Consider the following 20,536-nt stretch of genomic DNA (forward strand, 5'->3'; position numbering starts at 1 on the left):
GGCGCGCTCCCGCACCGGGAGCGCGCCACACCGCGGGGTCAGCGCGAGGCGCCGAGCTTCCCATCGGTGTTCTGGACGACTCCGCCGTCCATGCTGGGCGGCAGCAGCTTGCTCAGCTCGTCGGCCGTTCCGATCTTGGCCGCCGCGTTCGGGGCGACTGGCGCAGCCGACGCAGCCGACGCACCCCGCCATCCCGACACATCCGTCCCGGCCGGCGCCTTCGACAGCACGTAGTCCGCATACACCGCGAACCACTGCGCGTCCGTGTACGGCGACCACCCGTGCGGCTTCTCACGTCCGAACGTGAACGTCGCGTCCGCCGGCGGACTGGTCTGCGAAGTCAGGTTCTTCTGCAACAGCTCCACGGCGTCGTTCAGGAAGTACGTGTCCATGTCGCCCACGTACATATGGATCTCGCCCTGGAGCTTCGGCCCCAGCGTCGGCCATTCCGTCGCCAGCTTGGCGTCGATGTCCTTCGGCTTCCACTGCGCGGCGACGGCATGGTCGATCGCTCCGGTCCGCTTGTTCCAAACCAGCGCCGGATACCCGTCCTTGCCCTGCGGCCCGTACACCGCCTCCCAGATCGCCCACGCGCCGCCGGAGCGGTCGTGGTCGCCCAAGGCCAGCTCCCACAGGTTCTCCTGCGCCATGTTGTAGATGGTGTCGCCGGCGGTGTTGCGATCGTCGGGCCGCTGCGTCGGCGTGTCCCACTGGCGGTAGGTGTTGTAGGCGTTGGCGTCGTCGTAGACATCGACGATCTGGTGCCGGTGGAAGTCCACCGGGTCCGGGTAGCCGGCGAAGGTGCCGCCGAACACGTCCGGGTTGAACACCAGCGAGGCCAGCGCCTCCCAGCCGCCTGTCGAGCCGCCGGAAGTGACCCGGCCCCAGGGCGCGGCGACGGTCCGGAACTGCCGGTCCAGCTCCGGGATCAGCTCCTGCGTGGTGGCGCTGCCGTAGGGGCCGGTGTTCGGCGAGTCGACGATGTACGAGGAGTCGTAGAAGGGATTCTCCTCACGGACCTCGATGCTGATGAACTTCGGTGAGGACGGCGCGAGCCAGAACTTGGAGAAGTCGTTACTGCCGTCCTCCTTGAAGCCGTGCGGTGCGTTCTCCGTGAAATGCGCGAAGTGGTATTCGACGGGGTAGCGCACGCCCGCGTTCGCCGGATCGTCATATCCCTGCGGCAGCAACACGTTCGCGCCGATGTACATCGGCCGGCCCCAGAACGCGCTCAGACGCGGACTCAGGATCTTGACGTGCTTCACGTGCTGGCTGTCGGTGGGGTTGCCCTGCTGGCAGGTGCCGCCGGCGGGCACCGGATCGGCCGGGGTGATGACGTGGTCCAGCGTCAGCCGGACCGGCCGGTCCTCGTCGCCGGTGATGGTGATCCACTGCGGCGTGCTGTACATGTTCTGCGGCGAGCTGAACAGGTCCTGGCCGTCGCCGCAGGGCATGTGCAGCTTCACTGTTGAGCCGTCGCCGCGGTGGAAGGTGTCGTAGACGGTGAAGAACGCCTGGACGTAGTACCGCCCCGGCGGCAGCTGGTCCAGCGATTCGCGCGGGTAGCCGTAGGTCTCCGGGCCCTCGTCCAGGGTCACGGCGTGGCCGGGGCGCAGGCCGTCGACGTTCCGGCCCCAGTAGGGGACGCCGTTGACGATGTCGATCTGGTCGCGCGGATCGGAGCTCGCATCGGTGCTCACGATGACGAACGCGCGGCCGTCGGCCGCGGCGGCGCGGGTCGAGGTCGGGAAGGAGATGTCGAATCTCAGGTCGTGCCGGGGCCGCGCGGCGGCCACGGTGGCGCCGATCAGCGCCATCACCAGCGCGAGCAGCACGGTCGTTCGTCTTTGCCAAGGGAACCGACGACGCATCGAGGCACCTCCGGGGGCGCTCGGTCGGGGAATGGGACGCAGCGACTTCTACCCGGCGGTCAGACGTAAGAATCCTTATATCAGCTATACGATAGCCGGCCATTCCGGGAACTCCGATGCCCGGTCGGACGACGTCGGACCGCACGCATCGTGGTTGTCCCGCGACGAGCTCCGGGCGGCGAGATCAGCCCCTGTGCGGTTTCGGGTATGCTGGACGGGTTGCGAAGGGGAGTAGCCCCGCGAACCGGTCGTCGACACACTGGAGCCCCGGCTCCCGGTGGCCGGGCCGGCGCACGAGTGGTCCGGATCACCGGAACCGCTCGGAGCCGGCGGGCGAGACCTTCGGCCCTAGTTGTCGACGACGTATTCGGGTATCGGATGCGCGCCGGCGGGGCCGAAGCCGTGTCGTCGCCCCGCGCCGATCGTCCTTCAGCCCCGGTGGCGCCGGAAGGCTGGACGGTCTCTCACTGTGGTTCATTTCTTGTTGCTCGCCGTGTGCGCGGTGGCGATCTATTTGTCGTGCGAGTGGTTCGTCAACGCCGTGGAGTGGCTCGGCCGGCGCCTGGACGTCGGGAAGATGGCGGTCGGGACCATCCTCGCCGCGTTCGGGACCGCGCTGCCGGAATCGGTGGTGACGCTGGTCGCCGTCACCTCCGGCGGGGACACCGAGGGCAAGGAGATCGGCGTCGGGGCCGCGATGGGCGGCCCGCTGGCGCTGGCCACGATCGCCTACGGCGTCACCGGCGTGATGCTGTACCTGAAGCGGCGGCGGACCGGGGTCTCCGGGGCGCTGTCCGGGGCGCTGCCCGGGGCCGTCTCCGGCCCGGGGACGGCCCGCGCCGCGCTGACCGCGCCGGTGCTGGAGTCCAGGGAAGCGGTCCGGCGCCTGGCCAAGGACCAGACCTGGTTCCTGCCGATCTTCGTGGTGAAGGTGGCGCTGGGCCTGGTCGCGTTCGCTTTCAAGCCGGCACTCGGGCTGCTGTTCTTCGCCGCCTATGCCGCGTACTTCTGGCGCGAGATCCGCAGCGGCGCCGATGCGGAGGACGACGACGAGGAAGAGGAGCTGGAGCCGCTGAAGCTCCAGCCGAAGGCGGCGTCCCCGGCGACCTGGGCGGTGCTGCTCCAGACCGCGGCCACGCTGGTGGTCATCTTCTTCGCCTCGCAGTTGTTCGTGCACCAGCTCGACGCCATCGGCCCGATGCTGGGGCTGTCCGCCTCGGTGACCGCGCTGCTGCTCTCGCCGATCGCGACCGAGCTGCCGGAGATCATGAACGCGGTGATCTGGGTGCGGCAGGGCAAGACCGAGCTGGCGCTGGCGAACATCTCCGGCTCGATGATGATCCAGGCCACCGTGCCCTCGGGGCTGGGTCTGCTGTTCACGTCGTGGCACTTCAGCGGCGCACTGCTGTGGGCCGGGATCGTGACGATGGCGGCGATCGCGTATCTGCTGACGACGCTGCGGGCCGGGAAGCTCACGGCGGGCCGGCTGGCGGCCTCGGCGGGGCTGTACGGGGTGTTCGCGGTCGGGTTGGTGCCGATCCTGGCCTGAACCTGGTCTGATTCTGGCCTGAACCTGGCCTGGTCCTGGTCCTGGCCTGATCCCCGCGCCCCGCGTCGGCCCCGGACGCGTGGATCAGAGCCCTGTCGCGGCGGTCCCGTCGCGCTCGGCCTCCGCCGCCGCGCGTTCCACGCCCCAGGCCAGTTCCTCGACGACCTGGGGCGCGATGATGTGGGTGTCGAAGTGCAGGGCCAGCGACAGCGCGCCGTCGTCGGCGGTGTCGAGCGTGACGGACATCGGCTCGGTGGGTTCCGGGCCGCGGTGCAGCCAGGCGAAGACCGAGCAGCCGCGGACCTTCTGCGGCTCGCGCGGGTCCGGCGCCGCCTCGGTGGTGTAGGAGACCCCCGGGGAGGCCGAGCGGCGGTCGTTGAAGAACATCGCGATGCCGGGCCCGGACCGGGCCAGAACCGCCTCCAGCGCGTCGGGATCGAAGTAGGCGTTCTTCATCGCGGCCATCGACGCGCGCCGGGCCCGGGCCAACGCCTCGTCGAAGGTGGTCCCGGCCAGGTCCAGGACCAGCAGGCCGCTCTGGGCCACGAAGCACACCACGTCGGCGAGCGCCGGCCGGAACCGGTTGCCGACGCGCGGGCGCACGACGACACGCGGCTGATCGGCGAGGCGCGCGAAGGCGATCGAGACGAGCGCGGTGAGGACTGCGGCGTCGTCGACGCCGGTGCGCGCGCTGATCGCCGCGACGGAGGCTGCGAGGTCGGGGGAGGTGAGGCGGCCGGACCAGTGCCGGGGGCGATGGGGCGCGGCCAGGGAAGGCAGCTCCGCGGGCGGGAGCTCCGCCCCCGGGGCCTCGGTCGGCGGCCGCAACGCCTGGGCGAAGTGCCGGAGTGTCCTGTCGTTGTGGCGGCGGCCGGCCTCCGACGCCTGCCACGCAGCCTGCTCCAGCGGCTGCATGCCGGCCGGCTCGTTCTGCACGCGGTCGGCGACCTCGCGCATCATCACCGCCGCGCCCCCGGCGTCGAGCGCGAGGTGGTGCATGAGGACGACCAGGTGGGTGCAGGCACCGTCCGCGCGGATGACGGCCATGCGGATCGGCCATTCGGTGCGCAGATCGTAGGGGCGGCGCCGATAGGCCGCTTCCACCCGGGCGGCGAGGGTGTCAGGGTCCTGTCCCGGGGCGGTGTCGTAGAGATCGAGGAAGGTCTCCCCGTCGCTCACGAGCCATTGGCCGGCTCGGCCGCGTGCCAGGTCGAACACGAGCCGCGTGCGCATCGTCGGATAGCGGCCGTGCAGGTAGGCGAGTTCGGCGGCCATGTCCTCCGGCCGCGTGCCGGGTGCCAGCGGCCGCCGTCCGCCTTGCGGCAGCCAGTTGCGCTGCCGGATCATCGTCGCCCAGATGTCGCGCTGGCCCCAGGTCAGCGGCGCCCGGCCGGCGCCGGGGCCGCTGAACGGCACCCGCATCCGTTCCGTGGGCACGGGTTCGGGCCGCGAACCCGGCCCCAGCCCCGGGAGCCACGCCCCGGCCTGGAATTCGCGCAGCCGCCGCCGCGTGGCCGGGCGGTCGATGCTCCAGGCCGGTCCCCGGACCAGCCATTCGTCGGTGACCACGTGGAGGGCGCCGACCCGCGAGGCCAGGGCGTAGGGGAGCGCGGCGGTGATCGTCTCGTCCCACGCCGCGTGCGGGTCGGCGTCGGCGCGCAGGGTGATCAGCAGTTCCCAGGGCGCGTGCGCGCCGGCACCTGGCACCGCGACGCAGGCTTGGACATCGGGGCACAGGGCCAGGACGACGCGTTCCACGCGATCGAGCCCGGTCTCCGGCCGGTGACGGAACCCGGTCCCGCTTCTGCTTCCGCTCTTGCCACCGGCGTCGTTCCCGGCTCCGGCTCCGAAATGGTTCCCGGCTCCGCTTCCAGTCCCGACTCCCGCCGCACGGACGCTCGTACCCACCGGCACCCCTCGCGCTCGACGCCGTGCCCCATCGCACGGCAGCCCGCCGTCCGCGGCAGGGGTGCGCACCCGCGGCTGCTCCGGCCCGCTTGATCCACCCCGGCCTGGGGTCAGGATATGAGTGTTCTGCGATATTCGGGAGGTGTACGGAGCGATGCTTTCCCTGAGATTGACGGCGAAGGGTCGGTGAACGAGATGTTCACCGGCCCTTCGCCGGAACCCGGGTCGGCCCGGCGCCGTCGGGCTCAGCGCCCGGCGCTCTCCAGGTCCGCGGCGTCGGCCAGCACGATCGGCGTGCCCACGCTCTCGATCACGTCCCAGTCGAACAGCATCGGGACCAGGCGCGCCCCGTACCACTCCTCGGTCTGCTCCGGGACCACCCAGGCGCTGGCGTTCCAGTCGCCGAGGTCGAAGACGTAGCGGGCGACGGAGCCGGAGCTCGCGGCGGTGGTCTCTATCCCGTGCAGGCCCGCGGCGCGCACCGTCTCGTTGTCGCCGGGGACCGGTCGGCCGGGCAGCGCCGGGACCCCGGGCAGCAGCGCCGTGAACCGGCACTGGTGCAGCCGGCCCCAGGTCCAGTCGTCGGTGTCGGCGCCGAGTTCGGTCTCCAGGTGCTCGGCCGCCCGGTCCAGCGCCGCGCCGACCGCCTCCGGCCAGGCGCCGAAGATACTGGTGTCGCCCTCGCGGGCGCCGGCCAGCAGGGCCTGGAACGACAGCCACAGCGTGCCGGTGCGCTGCTGGTGGGTCAGCAGCTGGGCGTGCGAGTCCCCGGCGTCCGGCAGCGGGGCGGTCGCCAGCAGTTCGCGGCGGGTCTCGGTGTAGACGGTGGCGGCCACCGAGCCCAGGTCCATGCGGCCGTCCCAGGAGCGCAGGAGCTCCAGCAGGCGGGCGCGGCGGCTGCCCTCGGCGGCCTTGACGTGCTCCAGCGCGCCGATGAACTCCAGCGCCGTCAGCGACGTCACGTCGGCGTGGATCCGCTGCATCGCGGCGCGGTCCAGGCCGCCGCCGGCCGCCACCGCCTCGCGCAGCAGCTCCAGGATCCGGGTGGCGCGGGCCGGGCCGGCGAAGTCGTGGGCGATGTACGGGGTGCTGTCGGCGGTCGGCCGGTTGTTCGCCGAGACCAGCAGCCCCTCCTGCGGATCGCGGGCCGCGGGCATGTCGTCGAACGGGACCCAGCCGGTCCAGGCGTACTCGGCCTCCCAGCCCGGCACCGCCGCCCAGGCGTTGGCCTCGTGCCGCCGCGGGACCCGGCCGCGCAGCCGGTAGCCGACGGCGCCGTGCACGTCGGCGGTCATCAGGTGGTCCACCGGCACCGACCAGCCGCGCATCACCTCGTCGAACTCGGCGACCGAGGTCGCGGTCAGCATCGGCAGCAGGCAGTCCAGGGTGCGGTCGGTCTCGGCGATACCGGTCCAGCGCAGCGCCAGGCCGGTGTTCGCGGCGGCGTCCTGCACCACGACGCCGCCGTGCGCACCGGTGTGCACGGTGATCTCCACCGGCTCGCCGCCGCGCACCCGGATCAGCTCGGTGTGCGCCGCCAGCCGGTCCAGGTTCTCCACGTACAGGTCCTGGTCGTCGGCCATGCCGTGGGTGATGCCCCAGGCCACGTGGGCGGAGTGGCCGAAGTGCGGGAACGCCGGCACGCCGGGGAAGGCCAGGCCGATCGCGTCGAAGGCGTCGCAGGACACGTGGTTCTGCCAGTACGGGCCCGGGGTCTCGAACGGCCGGTGCGGATCGCCGGCCAGCAGCGGGCGGCCGGAGGCGGTGTGCGCGCCGGAGACCACCCAGTTGTTGCTGCCGGCCGCCGGGTCGGCCGCCGCGGCCACCGTCTCGACCTCCGACAGCCCGTTCAGCCAGGCGCGGACCCGGTCCCCGTGCCCGGCCGGCGGCCCGGCGGTGTCCACCCGCCGCCGGTCCCCGGTCGGCACCACCATCAGCTCCTCGCGGGCGTTGGAGCGGATCCGCCAGACCAGGTCGGCCGGCGCGATCGGGAGCAGCGCGGTGCGGAACAGCTTGTGCGCCATGCTGCCCATGCCGACGTGCCGGCCCAGGTAGACCGCCACGCAGTGCCACGGCTCCCAGGGCTCCGGCGCGGCCGGCAGATCGCTGTCCCGCAGGCGGTCGGCGAGCACCGCGTTCACCCCCGCGGCGTACGCGGCGAGCATCGCCTTGGCCGGGGCGCCCAGCGCCTCGTAGGAGCGGCGGGCCGCGGCCGTCAGGCCGACCCGCCGCACGAACGTGTCGTCGCGGACGGCCCGCGCGCCGACGACCTCCGCCCACGTGCCCAGGGCTCTGCGACGGACGAACTCCATCTGAAGCCCCCGGTCCAAGGCGGCGACGCGGCCCTGGGCCTGGAACGCCTCCTCGGGGGACGCCGCGCGGACGTGGGGGATGCCGTGCTGGTCGCGATATGCCTCCATGGTCGTTCATTCTGCATGGCGCTGCTCGCGATCGGCAGGAGGGGATGCCACGGCGCGGGGTGTGGTCGGCTGGCGGCCGCGTGGCGGTCGAGCGGTCATACGACGCCTGGAGCAGGCATAATCCGGCAGGGCTCTGCTATGGATCGGGTGTGGTCGGGCGGCCGGACGCGACGGGACGCGGTGTCCGAGATCACTCCCACGCCACTTCCAGGCGGTCCCGTCGGCCGATCCGTTCCAGGGTGCGGGTGACGGAGGCTTGCAGGCTCCGCAGCTGGTCGAGGTCGTCGGCGGTGACGACGAGGGTGAGGGCGGTCGGGCCGGCGGTCAGGTCGCAGGAGGCGCCGCCGAGGGTGACGCGGCCGGTGGTGCATTCGGCGGCGGATTCGTCGGTGGCTTCGGCGTCGCCGGCCGTGGTTTCGACGATGGACGCTGTGTGGGCGGTCGCGGGCCCGGCATGGTTGCCCCGACGATGCATGCCTCCGGTATCGAGGTGCCGGGTGTGCGAGAGCAACTGGGCCAGATAGCGGGCGGCGCGGGGCGTATGGACGGTGGCGCGGACAACAGGCATCGGAGTCCTCCTAGCGTCGGGTACAGGCGATGAGCCAGGCGGCGACACCGTCGGGATGCAAAGTCGAGGCGCTGGTCGTGGCCGTGACGTCGTCGACGCTCCAGCCGTCGCGGAACACGGTGTCGATGTCGGTGAGCGAGACGGCGTGCGGAACGTTGGGCGGGGCCGTATGCCGGTCGCTGTAGCAGAGGACATGCAGTCGGCCGCCCGGCCGCAGCACCGTTCGTAAACCGTCGGCGTGGTTCTGGCGGGCCCGGTCGTCGAAGGCGTGGAACACCAACGAGTCCAGCACCGTGTCGAAGACTTCGCCCAACTCGTCCAGTCGGCGTATGTCGAAGCGGAGAAAGGCGGCTCGGTGGTCGAGCCTCCGTTCGTGGGCCTTGCGCCGGGCGTCGTCCACCGCGGAGGAGTCGATGTCGAGCCCCACGGTTTCCAGGCCCAGCGCCGCGATCATCAGCGCGTTCTCCCCGCTTCCGCAGCCGACATCCAGGACCCGGCCGTCGAATCCGCCTGCCTCGGCCAGCGCCGCGAGCGCGGGTTGCGGACGGCCGAGGTCCCAAGGCGGCGTGGCTGTGCCGTGAGCTTCCATGGCTCCATTTTGCGATACAGAGTGTCTCTGTCAATACAGTTTGTTTTGACCGTGGGCACTGTGTACGCAGTGGCGTATACGATGGGCTCATGCCGAAGCTCTGGAGCGAGACCGTCGCCGAGCATCGCGACGCCGTCCGCGACGCGATCCTGGACGCCACCGCGGCCCTGGCCACCGAACGCGGTCTGACGGCCGTCACCATGTCCGGCATCGCCCAGGCCGGCGGCATCGGCCGCGCGACGCTCTACAAGTACTTCCCGGACGTCGCCTCGATCCTGACCGCCTGGCACCAGCGCCAGGTCGTCACCCACCTGCTGGAACTGGCCGAGGCCGCCTCCGATGTGGACGAGGCCGACATCCTGGAGACCGTCCTGCGCACCTACGCCCACCGCAACCGCCGGGTCCGCGGCCACGCCGACGGGGCCGACCTGGCGGCGGCGCTGCACGGCACCGACCACGTCCGCCGCGCGCACGCGCACCTCGAAGACTTCCTCAGCGTCCTGATCGGCGAGGCCGCCGACCGGGGCCAGGTCCGTACGGACGTCCCGGCCGCCGAACTGGCCGCCTACTGCCTGAACGCGCTCGGCGGCGCGGCGGCGCCGTCCTCGAAGGCGCTGTCCTCGAAGGCGGCGGCCGATCGGCTGGTCATGGTCGTCATGGCCGGGCTGGCGGGCTGAGCCGGGTCAGATACCGCCACACCAGCGCCGAGGCTTCCAGCAACGCCAGAGCACGGCGGTCCAGCATCGCGCGCCGCTCCGCCAACGCCACCTTCAGCTCCTCCGTCCCGCCGGACCGCCGAAGTCCTTCGACGATCGGACGGATCCGGTCGAACAAGTAGTGGCTCTGACGCAGGGTGTGAACGACCCGCGCATCGCGCACGTCCTGGGCGCTGTACAGCCGATATCCGGTACCGGGCTCCCGGGACGGCGTCAGCAGCTCGGCTGACTCCCACACCCGCAACGCCGAGGGCCGCACCCCCAGCAGCCGCGCCACCTCGCCGACGCGCAGACCGCCCGAATCCTCGTTCGCAGGTCCCTGACTCACCGCGCCGAGCGTCTTCTCGATCTCGACCAGGGAGGCCCGGCCCTGGTGCAGACTCGCGTGCGCCGCGTCCAGCCGGGCCAGCGCATCGTCGACCGATCCCGCGCCGAGGGCCCTCATCAACTCCCGGGCGTCGGGCGCGCCCATGCCGGGGGTCAGGGCGTTGTACGCGAGCAGCGCCGCCAGATGACGCTCGTCGTAGCGGCGGTACCCGGTGTCGCTGCGTTCCGCCTCGGGCAGTACGCCCAAGGCCTCAAGATTGCGCACCTGCTGCGACGAGACGCCTGCGGCCCGCGCGAGATCGACCGGACGCATCGTGGGCCCGCCTTTCTCTTCGACCTCATGCTTTCACCCAGGAGTTTAAACTTTTGGGCCACTGATCGCGCTACGGCACTCAAAAGTCCACACAGGAACTTCAAAGATAAACTTCAATCATGCCAAATGTGACGGAATGGATCGAGGTCCGTGGAGCCCGAGAACACAACCTGCAAGCCGTCGACGCGGCCGTCCCCAAACGCCTCCTGACCGCCGTCACCGGCGTGTCCGGCTCCGGCAAGTCCTCCCTCGTCTTCGACACCATCGCGGTGGAGGCCCGCCGCCAGCTCAACGAGACCCTGCCCGCCTTCGTCCGCGGCTTCCTGCCCGCGCTGTCCCGCCCCGCCGTGGACGCCGTCGACCACCTGCCCGCCGTCATCACCGTCGACCAACGACGGCTGCGCGGCGGCGCGCGCAGCACCGTGGGCACCATCACCGACATCGCACCCCTGCTGCGGCTGCTGTTCAGCCGCGCCGGGGAGCCGTCCGTCCCCAACCCCGACGCGTTCTCCTTCAACATGCCGGCCGGAATGTGCCCCGCGTGCTCCGGGCTTGGCGAGACCACCGTCGTCGACCTGGACACGTTCCTGGACCGCTCGCGCTCCCTCAACGGCGGCGCGCTGCGCAGCGAGGTCTTCGCCGTCGGCAGCCGGAACTGGCAGATCCTCGTCAACTCCGGACGCTTCGACCCCGAGCGCCCGGTCGCCGCCTACACCGACACCGAACTCCACGACCTGCTCCACGCCGACGACGGCATGGTCGCGATGGAGTTCCAGGGCCAGGCCTACAACGCCTCCTTCGAAGGCGCCGTCACCAAATTCCGGCGCCTCTACCTCGATCAGGATCCTGAGACCCGCAGCACGCGGACCCGCAAACTCGTCGACGCCCACACCACCACCGCGCCGTGCCCGGACTGCGAAGGCACCCGCCTGTCGCCGCTCGCGCTGTCCAGCCGGGTCGCCGGACACACCATCGCCGACCTGTCGGCGCTCGCCGCCACCGAACTGGTGACGGCCCTGGACCGGTTCACCGACCCGGCGGTCGCGCCGCTGATGACCGCCCTGCGCGGCCGGCTGGGCGACCTGGTCGACATCGGGCTGGGCTACCTGAGCCTGGACCGCCGGACCGCGAGCCTGTCCGGCGGCGAGGCGCAGCGGGTGAAGCTGGTCCGGCAGCTGGCCTCCAGTCTCAATGATCTGCTTTACGTGTTCGACGAGCCGAGCATCGGCATGCACCCGCGCGACGTCTCGCGGATGACCGACCTGCTGCGCGCCTTGCGGGACAAGGGGAACAGCGTGCTGGTCGTCGAACACGACCGGGACATCATCATCGCCGCCGACCACGTCATCGACCTCGGACCGGGCGCCGGCGCGGCGGGCGGCCTGATCGGGTACGTCGGCGACGTCGCGGGCCTGCGCGCCTCCGACACCCTCACCGGCCGCTTCCTCGACGCCCCGGTGCGCCTGAAGCCGGACGCCCAGGTCCGCCGGCCGGCCGGGAAACTGCGGGTCGCCGAGGCCCGGGCCCACAACCTCGCCGGCTTCGACGTCGACTTCCCGACCGGCGTGCTCACCGTGCTGACCGGCGTCGCGGGATCCGGCAAATCGTCGCTGGCACAGGTATTGCGCAGACAGCACCCTGATGTGGTCGCCGTCGACCAGTCCGCCCCCGGGGCCAACCGCCGCTCCACGGTCGCCACCTACACCAACGCGCTGGACCCGATCCGCAAGGCCTTCGCCAAGGCCAACGGCGTCGCCGCGGCGCTGTTCAGCGCCAACTCCGCCGGCGCCTGCCCGGAGTGCGCCGGACTCGGCGTGATCGAGCAGGACCTGGCCTACCTGGACACCGTGACCATGACCTGCCCGGCCTGCCACGGCCGCCGCTTCACCGACGAGGTGCTGAGCTACACGCTGACCGGCCCCGGCCGGCGCGCGCTGTCCATCGGCGACGTCCTGGAGACGACCGTCGCCGAGGCGGCGGAGTTCTTCACCACCGACCGGCGCCTGGCCGGAATCCTCAGCGCACTGGCCACAGTCGGGCTGGACTACCTGCGCCTCGGCCAACCGCTGACAACGCTGTCCGGCGGCGAGAGCCAACGGCTGAAACTGGCCGGCCACCTGTCCGAGCCCGGCGGCGTCTACGTACTCGACGAACCGACGACCGGCCTGCACATGAGCGACGTGCACCGCCTGCTCGGGGCCCTGGACCGACTGATCGACGGCCACGGCGCCACGGTGATCGTGATCGAGCACAACCTGGACCTGGTCGCCCACGCCGACTGGATCGTCGACCTGGGACCGGAAGCGGGCCTCGGCGGTGGCCGACTGGTCTACGAGGGAACGCCCGCCGGACTGCTCGCGACTCAGGGTTCGCATACCGCAGAGTTCTTGCGGCGCGCGGTCGAAGGCGAGCTGATCTCGTGAATCCTGAATTCCTCAAGACCGTCGCGGAGTCGGCGGGCCGGGTTGCCGAGGCTTTCCAGGCGTTGCCGTTCCGCGCGGATCGTCCCTACGATCCGCGTCCGGTCGCGGCGACGGCCGCCGCTGAGCTGCGAGTCCTCCGAACGGCGGTCTCCGCGCTGGGCGGGCCGCTGGTTCTGGATGTTCCCACTCGGCAGGCCAAGACCGAGCCGCTCGGCGTCGATGTGGCCGGGCTCATGAGCTTCTTGCAGCTGGTCGAGGCGTTGTACCACGGGCTGGAGGTGATCCCGCCGGTGATGACCGTCGCGACCGGTCGGAACCTGTCAGCCACCCAGGTCATCGCCCGGCGTGTCCGGGACCGGGCGCGCAAGCAGGTGGCGGCCGGATCATAGACTTGCCCGAAGCCCGGGATCTCCGGGCGGATTAAGGAGGACAGACATGGCGAAGCGCGGCAACAAGAAGCGGGCCCGTCGTAAGAAGAAGGCCAACCACGGCAAGCGCCCCAACTCCTGAGCGGAGTGACGCGTAGGCCCCGCGCCCTTGGCTGACTCACCGGTCGGCTTCGGGCGCGGGGCCTTGTCGTGGGCGGGTCGGGCGGCCTGGATGATTGATTCCTGGGGGTGGCGCCCCCCAGGAATCAATCATCTAGACCTTCACCTGCTTCGCCAGCGCGTCGGTCAGCGCGCGCAGCGGCTCGCCGACGAGCGGACCGTGGTCGGCATTGGTGTCGACCGCCTCGGACGTCACCTCCACCAGCGCGTCGCCGCCGGAGGCGTCGAGCTTGGCGACCGCGACCAGGCCGCCGCCGGGCGAGGTCAGGGCGTGTCCGGCGGTGAACTTCTGCGTGATGTACGTCTCCAGGTCGGATCGGGAGATCTGCCCGTCGTGCTGCAACAGCGGTGCCATCAGAGAGATCGCGGTGCCGGTGTGCACGCCCGCGACCGCCGCGGTGAGGTATCCGCCGGTGGAGAGGGTGTAGTGGCAGGTGAGGATGCTGGCGCCACGTTGTTTGAGCGGTGAGTCGGCCTGGGCGTTCGTGGTGCTGTCGGCGTCCACGGCGGCGGTGTCGGACCTGCCTTCCTCCCCGGGCTTCGCGGTGGCGGCGATTCCGGCCTTCTTCAACGCGGCGTTGACGTCGAAGCCCAAAGGGCACGGGTCCGCCGGTGCCGCGATCACCTTGTCGGCGGCTTTCTGCAGCTTGTCGACGGAGATCTTCGAGTCCGAACTCCCGCAGGCCGCCAGAGCGGTGCTCGCAACGGTCAAGGTCACTATTCCGGTTATGCCCCCTGGGATCTTCACACCGGCACCGTAGCGTGTCCGCCCCGGGCGGGCTCCCCTCCGCCTATTGCTACGACTCTCTGACAATCAGAACTTCATGTAGTATGAGTCTCGTAGTAAAATGGAGGTCCGCACCCAGGGCCACACCCACTCGGGGAGTCCAGCCATGACCACGACCGAGCCCGCGACCGGGCGCATCGACTTCACCATGATGTACCTGACCCACGACGCGTTCCGTCGCGACCTGGACCGGCTCCGCCAGGCGGCCCAGGCCGACCGCGCGGACAGCATCGGCGTCCAGGCCGGATGGGCCAACTTCAAGCGCCAGCTGCACGTCCACCACTCCGTCGAGGACGAGACGCTGTGGCCGCGCGTCACCGCCGCCTCGGCCGGCCGCGCCGACGCGGCCGACGCCGCGGAGATCCTGGCCGCGATGGCCGCCGAGCACGGCCGGCTGGACGGGCTGCTGGAAGCGGTCGACGTCGCGATGGCGCAGCGGTCCGTCGCGCTGCCGGAGATCGTCGCCGGCCTGGACGTCGGGCTCCGCGGCCACATGCGCCACGAGGAGGAGGCGGCGCTCCCGCTGATCCAGCGGGTGCTGGAGCCCAAGGACTGGGCCGACTTCAGCAAGGCCATGGCCCGCAAGCAGAAGCTGTCCGGCGCCGCCGCCTACGTGCCGTGGATGCTCGACGGTGCGCGTCCGGACCAGCGCACCGCCCTCTTCAACGCGCTGCCGGCCCCGGTGAAGGTGCTCAACCGGCTGCTGTGGGAGGGGCGGTACCAGGCCCGGCACCCCTGGGCCTGATCAGATCCGCTCCGGCAGCCGGAACACCGCGAAAACTTCCGCGTCGCGGAACGCTGTGTTCCGGCTGATCCGGCCGTCGCTGATCTCGAAGACCTGCACCGTGTTCAGCACGAAGCCGTCCCCGTCGGGCGCGCGGACGTACGCGGCCACCGCCGGATGGCCGTTCGCGGCCACCGGAACCATCCGCCACACCGCCCCCCGGAGCGTGAAGAGGCGGGCGATGAAGCGCACGTAGTGCTCGCGGCCGACGTACCAGCCGAGCATCGGCGGCATCTCCAGCAGCACGTCGTCGGTCAGCAGCTTCTCCAACGCCACCAGGTCCGCGCTCTCGAACGCCGCGACGTACCGCTCGACCAGCGCGCGCTCGTCGGGACTGTGCGGTTCGCCGACCTGGTCCTCGCCGAGCCCGGCCGTCGCGAGGCGGGCCCGCGCGCGTCGCAGGGCACTGTGGACGGCGGTGGTGGTCATCTCCAGCGCCTTGCCGACTTCGGCGGCGGGCCAGTCCAGCACGTCGCGCAGGATCAGCACCGCCCGCTGCCGCGCCGGCAGGAGCTGCAACGCGGCCAGGAACGCCAGCCGGAGCGTGTGCCGCGACGACGCCACCCCGGCCGGATCGCCCAGCAGAGCGTCCGGGATCGGCTGGAGCCAGGGCACTTCCTCGCCGCGAACCATCGGGGCGTCGGGGTCGTCGCCGGGCGCGCCGAGACCGGAGGGCAGCGGACGGCGGCTGCGCTGCTCCAGCGCCGTCAGGCAGGTGTTGGTGGCGATGCGGTAGAGCCAGGTCCGCAGGGCCGCGCGCCGCGGGTCGTACTGGTCGTAGGCGCGCCAGGCCCGCAGCAGCGTCTCCTGCAACTGGTCCTCGGCGTCGTGGACCGAGCCGAGCATCCGGTAGCAGTGCGCCAGGAGCTCGCCGCGCAGCGGGTCGGTCCGGACCGCGAACTCCTCGCTCGTCGCCACTGTGTTTGCCGCCATCGTGCTCATCACCACCGCGCTCGCCGCGTTGCCCGTGCTGGTCATCGTGATCCCACCGGGGTCTCCGATCGGGGCGGGGCCGTGGCGGCGGCCGGGTTGTCAGAGGCCGGGTTGTCAGAGGCCGGATTGTCAGAGCCCGAAGTCGCCGCCGCCGCCCGTGAACGCCGGCTCGGCGTCCACCATCCCGCGACCGCCGCCCCCAACGCCAGCGCCGCCGCGACCTTCATCGCCGCGTCGAAGCCGTCGCCGAACGCCTTCGCCGAGCCGTAGCCGCCGTTCGCCGCGAAGACCGCCGCCAGGATCGCGACGCCGAACGTGCTCCCCAGCTGGCGCAAGGTGTTGAACACGCCGCTCGCCGCCCCGACCGCCGCCGGCGGCACCGCGCCGAGCACCGCGTTCTGCGCGGCGGGCATTGCGAACGACAAGCCGCAGCCGCCGAGCACCAGCGGCGCGACCAGCACCGCGTAGCCCCGGTCCGGGCCGGCGATCAGCGCGATCCAGCCCATCGCGACCGCGAGCAGCGTGAGCCCGCCGACCAGCAGCGGCCGCTCGCCGACCCGCGGGACCAGGGCGCCGGTGATCGGGGCGATGAGCGTCAGCGTCAGCGTCCACGGGATCAGGCGCAGACCGGTGGCCAGCGGGTCGTAGCCGAGGCCGACCTGGAGATACTGCGTGAGCAGGAACGTGACGCCGACCGTCGTGGCGTACATCAGGAACCCGGCCGCGTTGCCGCCGGAGAACGCCGGGACGCGGAAGAACCGCATCGGCAGCATCGGCGCGTCGACCCGCAGCTCCCAGACGACGAAGGCGACCGCCAGGACGCCGCCCGCCGCCAGCGTGCCGACCGTCTCCGCGCCGGCCCAGCCGACGGCGTTGCCCCGCACCAGGCCCCAGACCAGGCCGAACGCGGCGCCAGTGACGAGGACGAGGCCTGCGACGTCCAGCCGCCGCGCCGGGCCGGTGCTCTCCGCCGTTTTGGCGCGCGCCAGCGGCATCAGCAGCAGCCCGATCGGCACGTTCACCCAGAAGATCCAGTGCCAGTCGAGCCCCTGGGTGATCGCGCCGCCGACCACCGGTCCGCCGACCGTGCCCAGGCCCGTCACGCTGCTGAACGTCCCCAGCGCCTTGGCCCGCTGGCGGCCCGGGAAGGCCACGCTGAGCAGCACCATCGCGTGCGGCATGATCAGCGCCGAGCCGACGCCCTGGACGGCGCGGGCCCCGATCAGCAGCCCGGTGTCCGGGGCGAGCGCGCAGGCCGCCGAGGCGACGGTGAAGATCGCGATGCCGGTGAGGAACATCCGGCGGCGGCCCAGGCGGTCGCCGAGGGCGGAGGCCGGCATCAGCAGCACCGCGAAGCTCAGTGTGAACGCGGTGATCGTCCACTCCAACTCGGCCATCGACGCGCCGAGGTCGAGGCGGATCTTGTTCAGCGCCGTGGTGACGACCAGCATGTCCAGGACCACCATCAGCGAGGCCACCGAGGCCAGGGCGAGGGTCCAGCGCTGGGGCGCGGTCATGCGCGGGGTGGCGGTGTCCGCCGAACCCGCGGCCTCCGCCGCACTCGTTTTTTCCCTGCTCACTCCCGGACCTCCGGTCTCCGCTCGGGGCTTCCCGGCGAAGCACCCGCGGATATGTACCGGCGGCGGAGCCGAAAATCGTCGCGCGCGGCCGACCCGGTGATCGACATCTCTTTGACGCGGTGCGTGCGCGGCCCTACGCTGCCCAAGCAAGGTACTGGGACAGGAAGCCGGTGCAATTCCGGCACGGTCGCGCCACTGTGAGCCCCCTGCTTCGTCGGGCAGTCGAAGCGGGCGGGTGAGTCAGACCCTCCCCGGTCGACCCGCTCCATCGAACAGGGACGCAAGATCCCGAAGGAGGGCTCTCTATGAGCACCATGCCTGTTTCCCCTGCCCCGGCCTCCCCGGTCTCGGTTCCGACGCCGCTGGTGGTCTCCGCGGCCACGGCGCGGCTGTGGATCGGCGGCACGATGCTGTTCGCGCTGCTGGCGTACTACTTCATCGGCGTGGACCAGGGCGCGTTCTCCGTCTTCGGCGGGGACATGCATCTGCACGAGTTCGTGCACGATGCCCGCCACCTGCTCGGCTTCCCCTGCCACTGAGCCGCGAGGGTCAGTGCTCTGATGGAAAAGCGCATCATCGCGCGCGGCCTGCTGGCCGGCGCGCTCGCCGGTCTGCTCGCGTTCCTGTTCGCGCGGGTGTTCGCCGAGTCGGTCATCGACAAGGCGATCGCCTACGAGAGCGGCCGGGACGCGGCGCAGGCCGCGCTGAACCAGGCCGCCGGGTTGCCGGCGGACGCTGCCGATCCGGACCTGTTCAGCCGTACCGTGCAGGCCGATATCGGTATCGGGGTCGGGATGATCGGCTTCGGGGCGGCGATGGGCGGACTGTTCGCGGTCGCCTATCTGCTGTGCCTGGGCCGGGTCGGCCGGATCCAGCCCAAACCGCTGGCGCTGCTGGTGGCGGGGGCCGGGTTCGCCGGGTTCTACCTCGTGCCGTTCCTGAAGTACCCGGCCAACCCGCCGGCGATCGGGCATCCGGACACCATCCGCGCCCGGGGGCTGCTCTATTTGGCGATGGTGGCCTGTTCGCTGGCGTTCCTGTTCGCGGCGGTGTGGGCCGGTCGCCGACTCGCGGCCCGGTTCGGGAACTGGAACGCGACGGTGCTGGCCGCTGTCGGCTTCGCGGCGGCGATCGGCATCGTGATGGCGGTCCTGCCCTCGCTCGGAGAACTGTCGGCGAACGTCCGCGAGTTCGGGCACCACGCGAGCGAGACGCCGCTGCCGCTGACCGACGGCAAGGGCGCGATCGTCTACCCGGGCTTCCCGGCCGACGTGCTGTTCTCGTTCCGGCTCTACTCGATCCTGGCGCAGGCGCTGCTGTGGGGCACCCTCGGCCTGGCCTTCGGGCCGATGGCCGAACGGGTGCTCCGCCCGGCGATGCAGCCCGCGACCGGGACGCCGGGCAACGCCGAGGCCGCCGGGAATGCGGGCGCGATGCCCGCGGCGGTGTGAGGATTGCCGGGTGACGAACGGAGTTCCGGCCCTGGCGCTGGTGAGTGAGGAGCTCGCAGCGCTGGGGCCGTACTTCGGCGCCGCGTTCCACGCCGGCTCGGAGTCGTGCGAGGCGCCGTGGCGTCCCTTCGCCGAGCTGGTCGAGGAGCCGGGGGCGATGGCGGAGCGGGTCGCGGGCGTGCGCGGATACCTGGCGGCCGGCAGCGGACAGGACATTGAGAAGGTCGAGCTGCGAGTCGCGGCTTCCGTGGCGCATTTGGGGCTGGTCGCGCGGGTGATGTCGCCGCTGTTCGGACTGGGTGTGCTGTACGGGTGGCGGGGATCGGTGCGGGCCGGGGACCTGCGATGGCAGCCCGGCTTGGCGAGTACTTTTCCGTTGTCGATCAACGAGGCCGTGGTCGAGGGCCGTCCCGACGGCCGGATCACCGACGGCCGGCCCGACGGCCGGATCACCGACGGCGTGGTCACGGAGTTGGAGACGCTGATGGCGTCGTTCGGCGTCAACCGGCACATCTTGCGAGGGAACGTCGCGTCGGCACTGGTCGGCGCCGGCAAGGCGCTGGCGGCGGCACGGCCGGCACTGAGGGATCGGGCGACGGCCGAGCTGGGGGTTCTCCTGGCGCGCGCGGAGCTGGCAGGCAGCGTGGGGTACGCGGCGGACGGGAGCTTCCGACGTCGGAACTGCTGCCTGATCTACCGGGCCGCGCCGAATCAGCGCGGTGCGCTGTGCGGGGACTGCGCGCTTCGGTGAGCTATTCCGCGGGCAGCAGCGCCGCGACCGCGCTCACCTCGATCAGGGCGCCGGGCACCCCGAGTGCCGCCACCCGCGCGCCCGTCACCAGCGGCGGGTTCCCGGCCTGCGCCGCCGCCGCGCCGAGGCGTGGGCCGATGGCGCCGTAGGCGGTCTGGAGGTCCACGCCGTCGACGAAGAGTACGGTCCACTGCACGACGTCGGCGAGCGTCGCGCCGACCGCGGCCAGCGCCGCCGCCGCGTTGTCCAGGGCCCGGGCCGACTGGTCGGCGACGTCGTCGGAGACCAGCTTGCCGTCCGCGTCGACGCCGTTCTGGCCGCCGACGTAGACGGTGGCGGCGCCGGGCGGGACGACGGCGACGTGGCTGAAGGCGGGGCTGGCGACCAGCCCGGCGGGGCGCAGAAGCGCGATCTTGGTGAGGTCCATGATCGTATGCTGCCATGGGTCACTGACAGGAACCGGGATCGAAGCCCGCGCGTTCGGGCCCGGAGCGGCGCCGCGTGGTGCAATGGAGCCAGGAATGCGATGGACCCGGAACAGGCGCGGAGCGAGGAGCGGAACGATGCGGATCGCGGTGTCGGCGGACGAGGTGGCCGGGGTGGCGGCGCAGATCGGGCCGGAGCTCGAAGCCCGCGGCCACACGGTGGAGCTGTTCGGCGCGCTGGACCCGGAGCAGCGCGCGGACTGGGCCTGGTGTTCGGAAGCGGCGGCGCGGGCTGTCGCGGAGGGCCACGCGGATCAGGCGATCGTGGCTTGCTGGACCGGTGCCGGGGCGTCGATCGCGGCGAACAAGGTCCCGGGCGTCCGGGCGGCGCTGTGCACCGACGCGGTGATGGCCGACGGCGCCCGCAAGTGGGCCGACGCGAACGTCCTGGCGCTGAGCCTGCGGCTGACCTCGGCGCCGTTGCTGGCCGAGATGCTCGACGCGTGGTTCGCCGGCGAGCCGAGCGCGGATCCGGTGGACCGCGCGAATGTGCAGCACGTCGCAGAGATCTGACGAGCGAGCGGGACCTGCGC

General features: G+C 71.8%; 20 protein-coding genes and 1 riboswitch. Of the genes, 10 read left to right on the forward strand and 10 right to left on the reverse strand.

Annotated features, from left to right (window positions below; all coding sequences use genetic code 11):
* Positions 1-38 precede the first annotated feature (38 nt).
* The gene (locus tag ABD481_RS32780) at positions 39-1,835 is read right to left on the reverse strand and encodes an alpha/beta hydrolase-fold protein (protein WP_344669703.1); all 1,797 of its coding nucleotides are present in this window, start codon (positions 1,833-1,835) and stop codon (positions 39-41) included.
* Positions 1,836-2,340: 505 nt separating this feature from the next.
* On the opposite strand from ABD481_RS32780, the gene ABD481_RS32785 reads away from it, so the two are divergent.
* The gene (locus ABD481_RS32785) at positions 2,341-3,420 is read left to right on the forward strand and encodes a sodium:calcium antiporter (RefSeq protein WP_344669704.1); all 1,080 of its coding nucleotides are present in this window, start codon (positions 2,341-2,343) and stop codon (positions 3,418-3,420) included.
* Positions 3,421-3,504: 84 nt separating this feature from the next.
* Here ABD481_RS32785 and ABD481_RS32790 read toward each other — a convergent pair whose 3' ends face one another.
* From ABD481_RS32790 to ABD481_RS32805, 4 genes are all read right to left on the reverse strand, one after another.
* Complete coding sequence (locus ABD481_RS32790) at positions 3,505-5,178, reverse strand: condensation domain-containing protein (RefSeq protein WP_344669705.1); 1,674 nt, start codon at positions 5,176-5,178, stop codon at positions 3,505-3,507.
* Positions 5,179-5,573: 395 nt separating this feature from the next.
* On the reverse strand, positions 5,574-7,748 hold the full coding sequence (locus ABD481_RS32795) for a penicillin acylase family protein (RefSeq protein ID WP_344669706.1): 2,175 nt from the start codon (positions 7,746-7,748) through the stop codon (positions 5,574-5,576).
* A gap of 190 nt (positions 7,749-7,938) precedes the next feature.
* Positions 7,939-8,316, reverse strand: coding sequence for a DUF2218 domain-containing protein (locus ABD481_RS32800; protein WP_344669707.1), 378 nt, complete (start codon positions 8,314-8,316; stop codon positions 7,939-7,941).
* 10 nt (positions 8,317-8,326) lie between these two features.
* A complete protein-coding gene (locus ABD481_RS32805; protein WP_344669708.1) occupies positions 8,327-8,905 on the reverse strand; it encodes a class I SAM-dependent methyltransferase in 579 nt (192 codons plus the stop codon).
* Between the two features lie 89 nt (positions 8,906-8,994).
* On the opposite strand from ABD481_RS32805, the gene ABD481_RS32810 reads away from it, so the two are divergent.
* A complete protein-coding gene (locus ABD481_RS32810; RefSeq protein WP_344669709.1) occupies positions 8,995-9,582 on the forward strand; it encodes a TetR/AcrR family transcriptional regulator in 588 nt (195 codons plus the stop codon).
* Here the strand turns inward: ABD481_RS32810 and ABD481_RS32815 are convergent.
* Positions 9,560-10,261 (reverse strand): MerR family transcriptional regulator, encoded by a 702-nt coding sequence (locus ABD481_RS32815; protein ID WP_344669710.1) that lies wholly within the window; start codon positions 10,259-10,261, stop codon positions 9,560-9,562. The two genes, ABD481_RS32810 and ABD481_RS32815, sit on opposite strands and share 23 nt — an antisense overlap.
* A gap of 119 nt (positions 10,262-10,380) precedes the next feature.
* Between ABD481_RS32815 and ABD481_RS32820 the strand changes: the two genes are divergently transcribed.
* Genes ABD481_RS32820 through ABD481_RS47490 form a run of 3 tightly spaced genes read left to right on the forward strand, consistent with a single transcriptional unit; the run spans position 10,381 to position 13,194 of the window.
* Complete coding sequence (locus ABD481_RS32820) at positions 10,381-12,684, forward strand: ATP-binding cassette domain-containing protein (RefSeq protein WP_344669711.1); 2,304 nt, start codon at positions 10,381-10,383, stop codon at positions 12,682-12,684.
* Complete coding sequence (locus ABD481_RS32825; RefSeq protein ID WP_344669712.1) at positions 12,681-13,073, forward strand: hypothetical protein; 393 nt, start codon at positions 12,681-12,683, stop codon at positions 13,071-13,073. Before ABD481_RS32820 ends, ABD481_RS32825 begins: the two co-directional genes overlap by 4 nt.
* 46 nt (positions 13,074-13,119) lie before the next feature.
* Complete coding sequence (locus ABD481_RS47490; protein ID WP_420716411.1) at positions 13,120-13,194, forward strand: 50S ribosomal protein bL37; 75 nt, start codon at positions 13,120-13,122, stop codon at positions 13,192-13,194.
* Positions 13,195-13,326: 132 nt separating this feature from the next.
* On the opposite strand, the gene ABD481_RS32830 is transcribed toward ABD481_RS47490, so the two are convergent.
* Positions 13,327-13,950: a hypothetical protein gene (locus tag ABD481_RS32830; RefSeq protein ID WP_344669713.1), complete on the reverse strand. Its 624-nt coding sequence runs from the start codon at positions 13,948-13,950 to the stop codon at positions 13,327-13,329.
* A 175-nt stretch (positions 13,951-14,125) separates the two neighbouring features.
* Between ABD481_RS32830 and ABD481_RS32835 the strand changes: the two genes are divergently transcribed.
* Positions 14,126-14,764: a hemerythrin domain-containing protein gene (locus ABD481_RS32835; RefSeq protein ID WP_344669714.1), complete on the forward strand. Its 639-nt coding sequence runs from the start codon at positions 14,126-14,128 to the stop codon at positions 14,762-14,764.
* On the opposite strand, the gene ABD481_RS32840 is transcribed toward ABD481_RS32835, so the two are convergent.
* Complete coding sequence (locus tag ABD481_RS32840) at positions 14,765-15,781, reverse strand: RNA polymerase subunit sigma-70 (RefSeq protein WP_344669715.1); 1,017 nt, start codon at positions 15,779-15,781, stop codon at positions 14,765-14,767.
* Positions 15,778-17,316, reverse strand: a complete 1,539-nt coding sequence (locus tag ABD481_RS32845; RefSeq protein WP_344669716.1) for an MFS transporter — start codon at positions 17,314-17,316, stop codon at positions 15,778-15,780. The genes ABD481_RS32840 and ABD481_RS32845 overlap by 4 nt, the downstream gene beginning before the upstream one ends.
* A 109-nt stretch (positions 17,317-17,425) precedes the next feature.
* Positions 17,426-17,586, forward strand: a riboswitch (cobalamin riboswitch).
* A 44-nt stretch (positions 17,587-17,630) separates the two neighbouring features.
* Between ABD481_RS32845 and ABD481_RS32850 the strand changes: the two genes are divergently transcribed.
* Genes ABD481_RS32850 through ABD481_RS32860 form a run of 3 tightly spaced genes read left to right on the forward strand, consistent with a single transcriptional unit; the run spans position 17,631 to position 19,518 of the window.
* Complete coding sequence (locus ABD481_RS32850) at positions 17,631-17,855, forward strand: CbtB domain-containing protein (protein ID WP_344669749.1); 225 nt, start codon at positions 17,631-17,633, stop codon at positions 17,853-17,855.
* A gap of 21 nt (positions 17,856-17,876) precedes the next feature.
* Positions 17,877-18,767, forward strand: coding sequence for a CbtA family protein (locus ABD481_RS32855; protein WP_344669717.1), 891 nt, complete (start codon positions 17,877-17,879; stop codon positions 18,765-18,767).
* Positions 18,768-18,777: 10 nt separating this feature from the next.
* On the forward strand, positions 18,778-19,518 hold the full coding sequence (locus ABD481_RS32860; protein WP_344669718.1) for a (2Fe-2S)-binding protein: 741 nt from the start codon (positions 18,778-18,780) through the stop codon (positions 19,516-19,518).
* A gap of 1 nt (position 19,519) precedes the next feature.
* Here ABD481_RS32860 and ABD481_RS32865 read toward each other — a convergent pair whose 3' ends face one another.
* Positions 19,520-19,945 carry a RidA family protein gene (locus ABD481_RS32865; RefSeq protein WP_344669719.1) on the reverse strand — a complete coding sequence of 142 codons (426 nt, stop codon included), beginning with the start codon at positions 19,943-19,945 and terminating at the stop codon, positions 19,520-19,522.
* Between the two features lie 136 nt (positions 19,946-20,081).
* Between ABD481_RS32865 and ABD481_RS32870 the strand changes: the two genes are divergently transcribed.
* Positions 20,082-20,516: an RpiB/LacA/LacB family sugar-phosphate isomerase gene (locus tag ABD481_RS32870; RefSeq protein ID WP_344669720.1), complete on the forward strand. Its 435-nt coding sequence runs from the start codon at positions 20,082-20,084 to the stop codon at positions 20,514-20,516.
* Positions 20,517-20,536 lie beyond the last annotated feature (20 nt).

It is taken from the genome of Catenulispora yoronensis, from assembly GCF_039531695.1.
Lineage (GTDB): Bacteria > Actinomycetota > Actinomycetes > Streptomycetales > Catenulisporaceae > Catenulispora > Catenulispora yoronensis.

Coding starts and splice junctions, on each gene's coding strand:
- ABD481_RS32795 (WP_344669706.1), bottom strand. CDS start 7,748: ATGGAGGCATATCGCGACCAGCACGGCATCCCCCACGTCCGCGCGGCG.
- ABD481_RS32800 (WP_344669707.1), bottom strand. CDS start 8,316: ATGCCTGTTGTCCGCGCCACCGTCCATACGCCCCGCGCCGCCCGCTAT.
- ABD481_RS32805 (WP_344669708.1), bottom strand. CDS start 8,905: ATGGAAGCTCACGGCACAGCCACGCCGCCTTGGGACCTCGGCCGTCCG.
- ABD481_RS32810 (WP_344669709.1), top strand. CDS start 8,995: ATGCCGAAGCTCTGGAGCGAGACCGTCGCCGAGCATCGCGACGCCGTC.
- ABD481_RS32815 (WP_344669710.1), bottom strand. CDS start 10,261: ATGCGTCCGGTCGATCTCGCGCGGGCCGCAGGCGTCTCGTCGCAGCAG.
- ABD481_RS32820 (WP_344669711.1), top strand. CDS start 10,381: ATGCCAAATGTGACGGAATGGATCGAGGTCCGTGGAGCCCGAGAACAC.
- ABD481_RS32835 (WP_344669714.1), top strand. CDS start 14,126: ATGACCACGACCGAGCCCGCGACCGGGCGCATCGACTTCACCATGATG.
- ABD481_RS32840 (WP_344669715.1), bottom strand. CDS start 15,781: ATGACCAGCACGGGCAACGCGGCGAGCGCGGTGGTGATGAGCACGATG.
- ABD481_RS32850 (WP_344669749.1), top strand. CDS start 17,631: ATGCCTGTTTCCCCTGCCCCGGCCTCCCCGGTCTCGGTTCCGACGCCG.
- ABD481_RS32855 (WP_344669717.1), top strand. CDS start 17,877: ATGGAAAAGCGCATCATCGCGCGCGGCCTGCTGGCCGGCGCGCTCGCC.
- ABD481_RS32865 (WP_344669719.1), bottom strand. CDS start 19,945: ATGGACCTCACCAAGATCGCGCTTCTGCGCCCCGCCGGGCTGGTCGCC.
- ABD481_RS32870 (WP_344669720.1), top strand. CDS start 20,082: ATGCGGATCGCGGTGTCGGCGGACGAGGTGGCCGGGGTGGCGGCGCAG.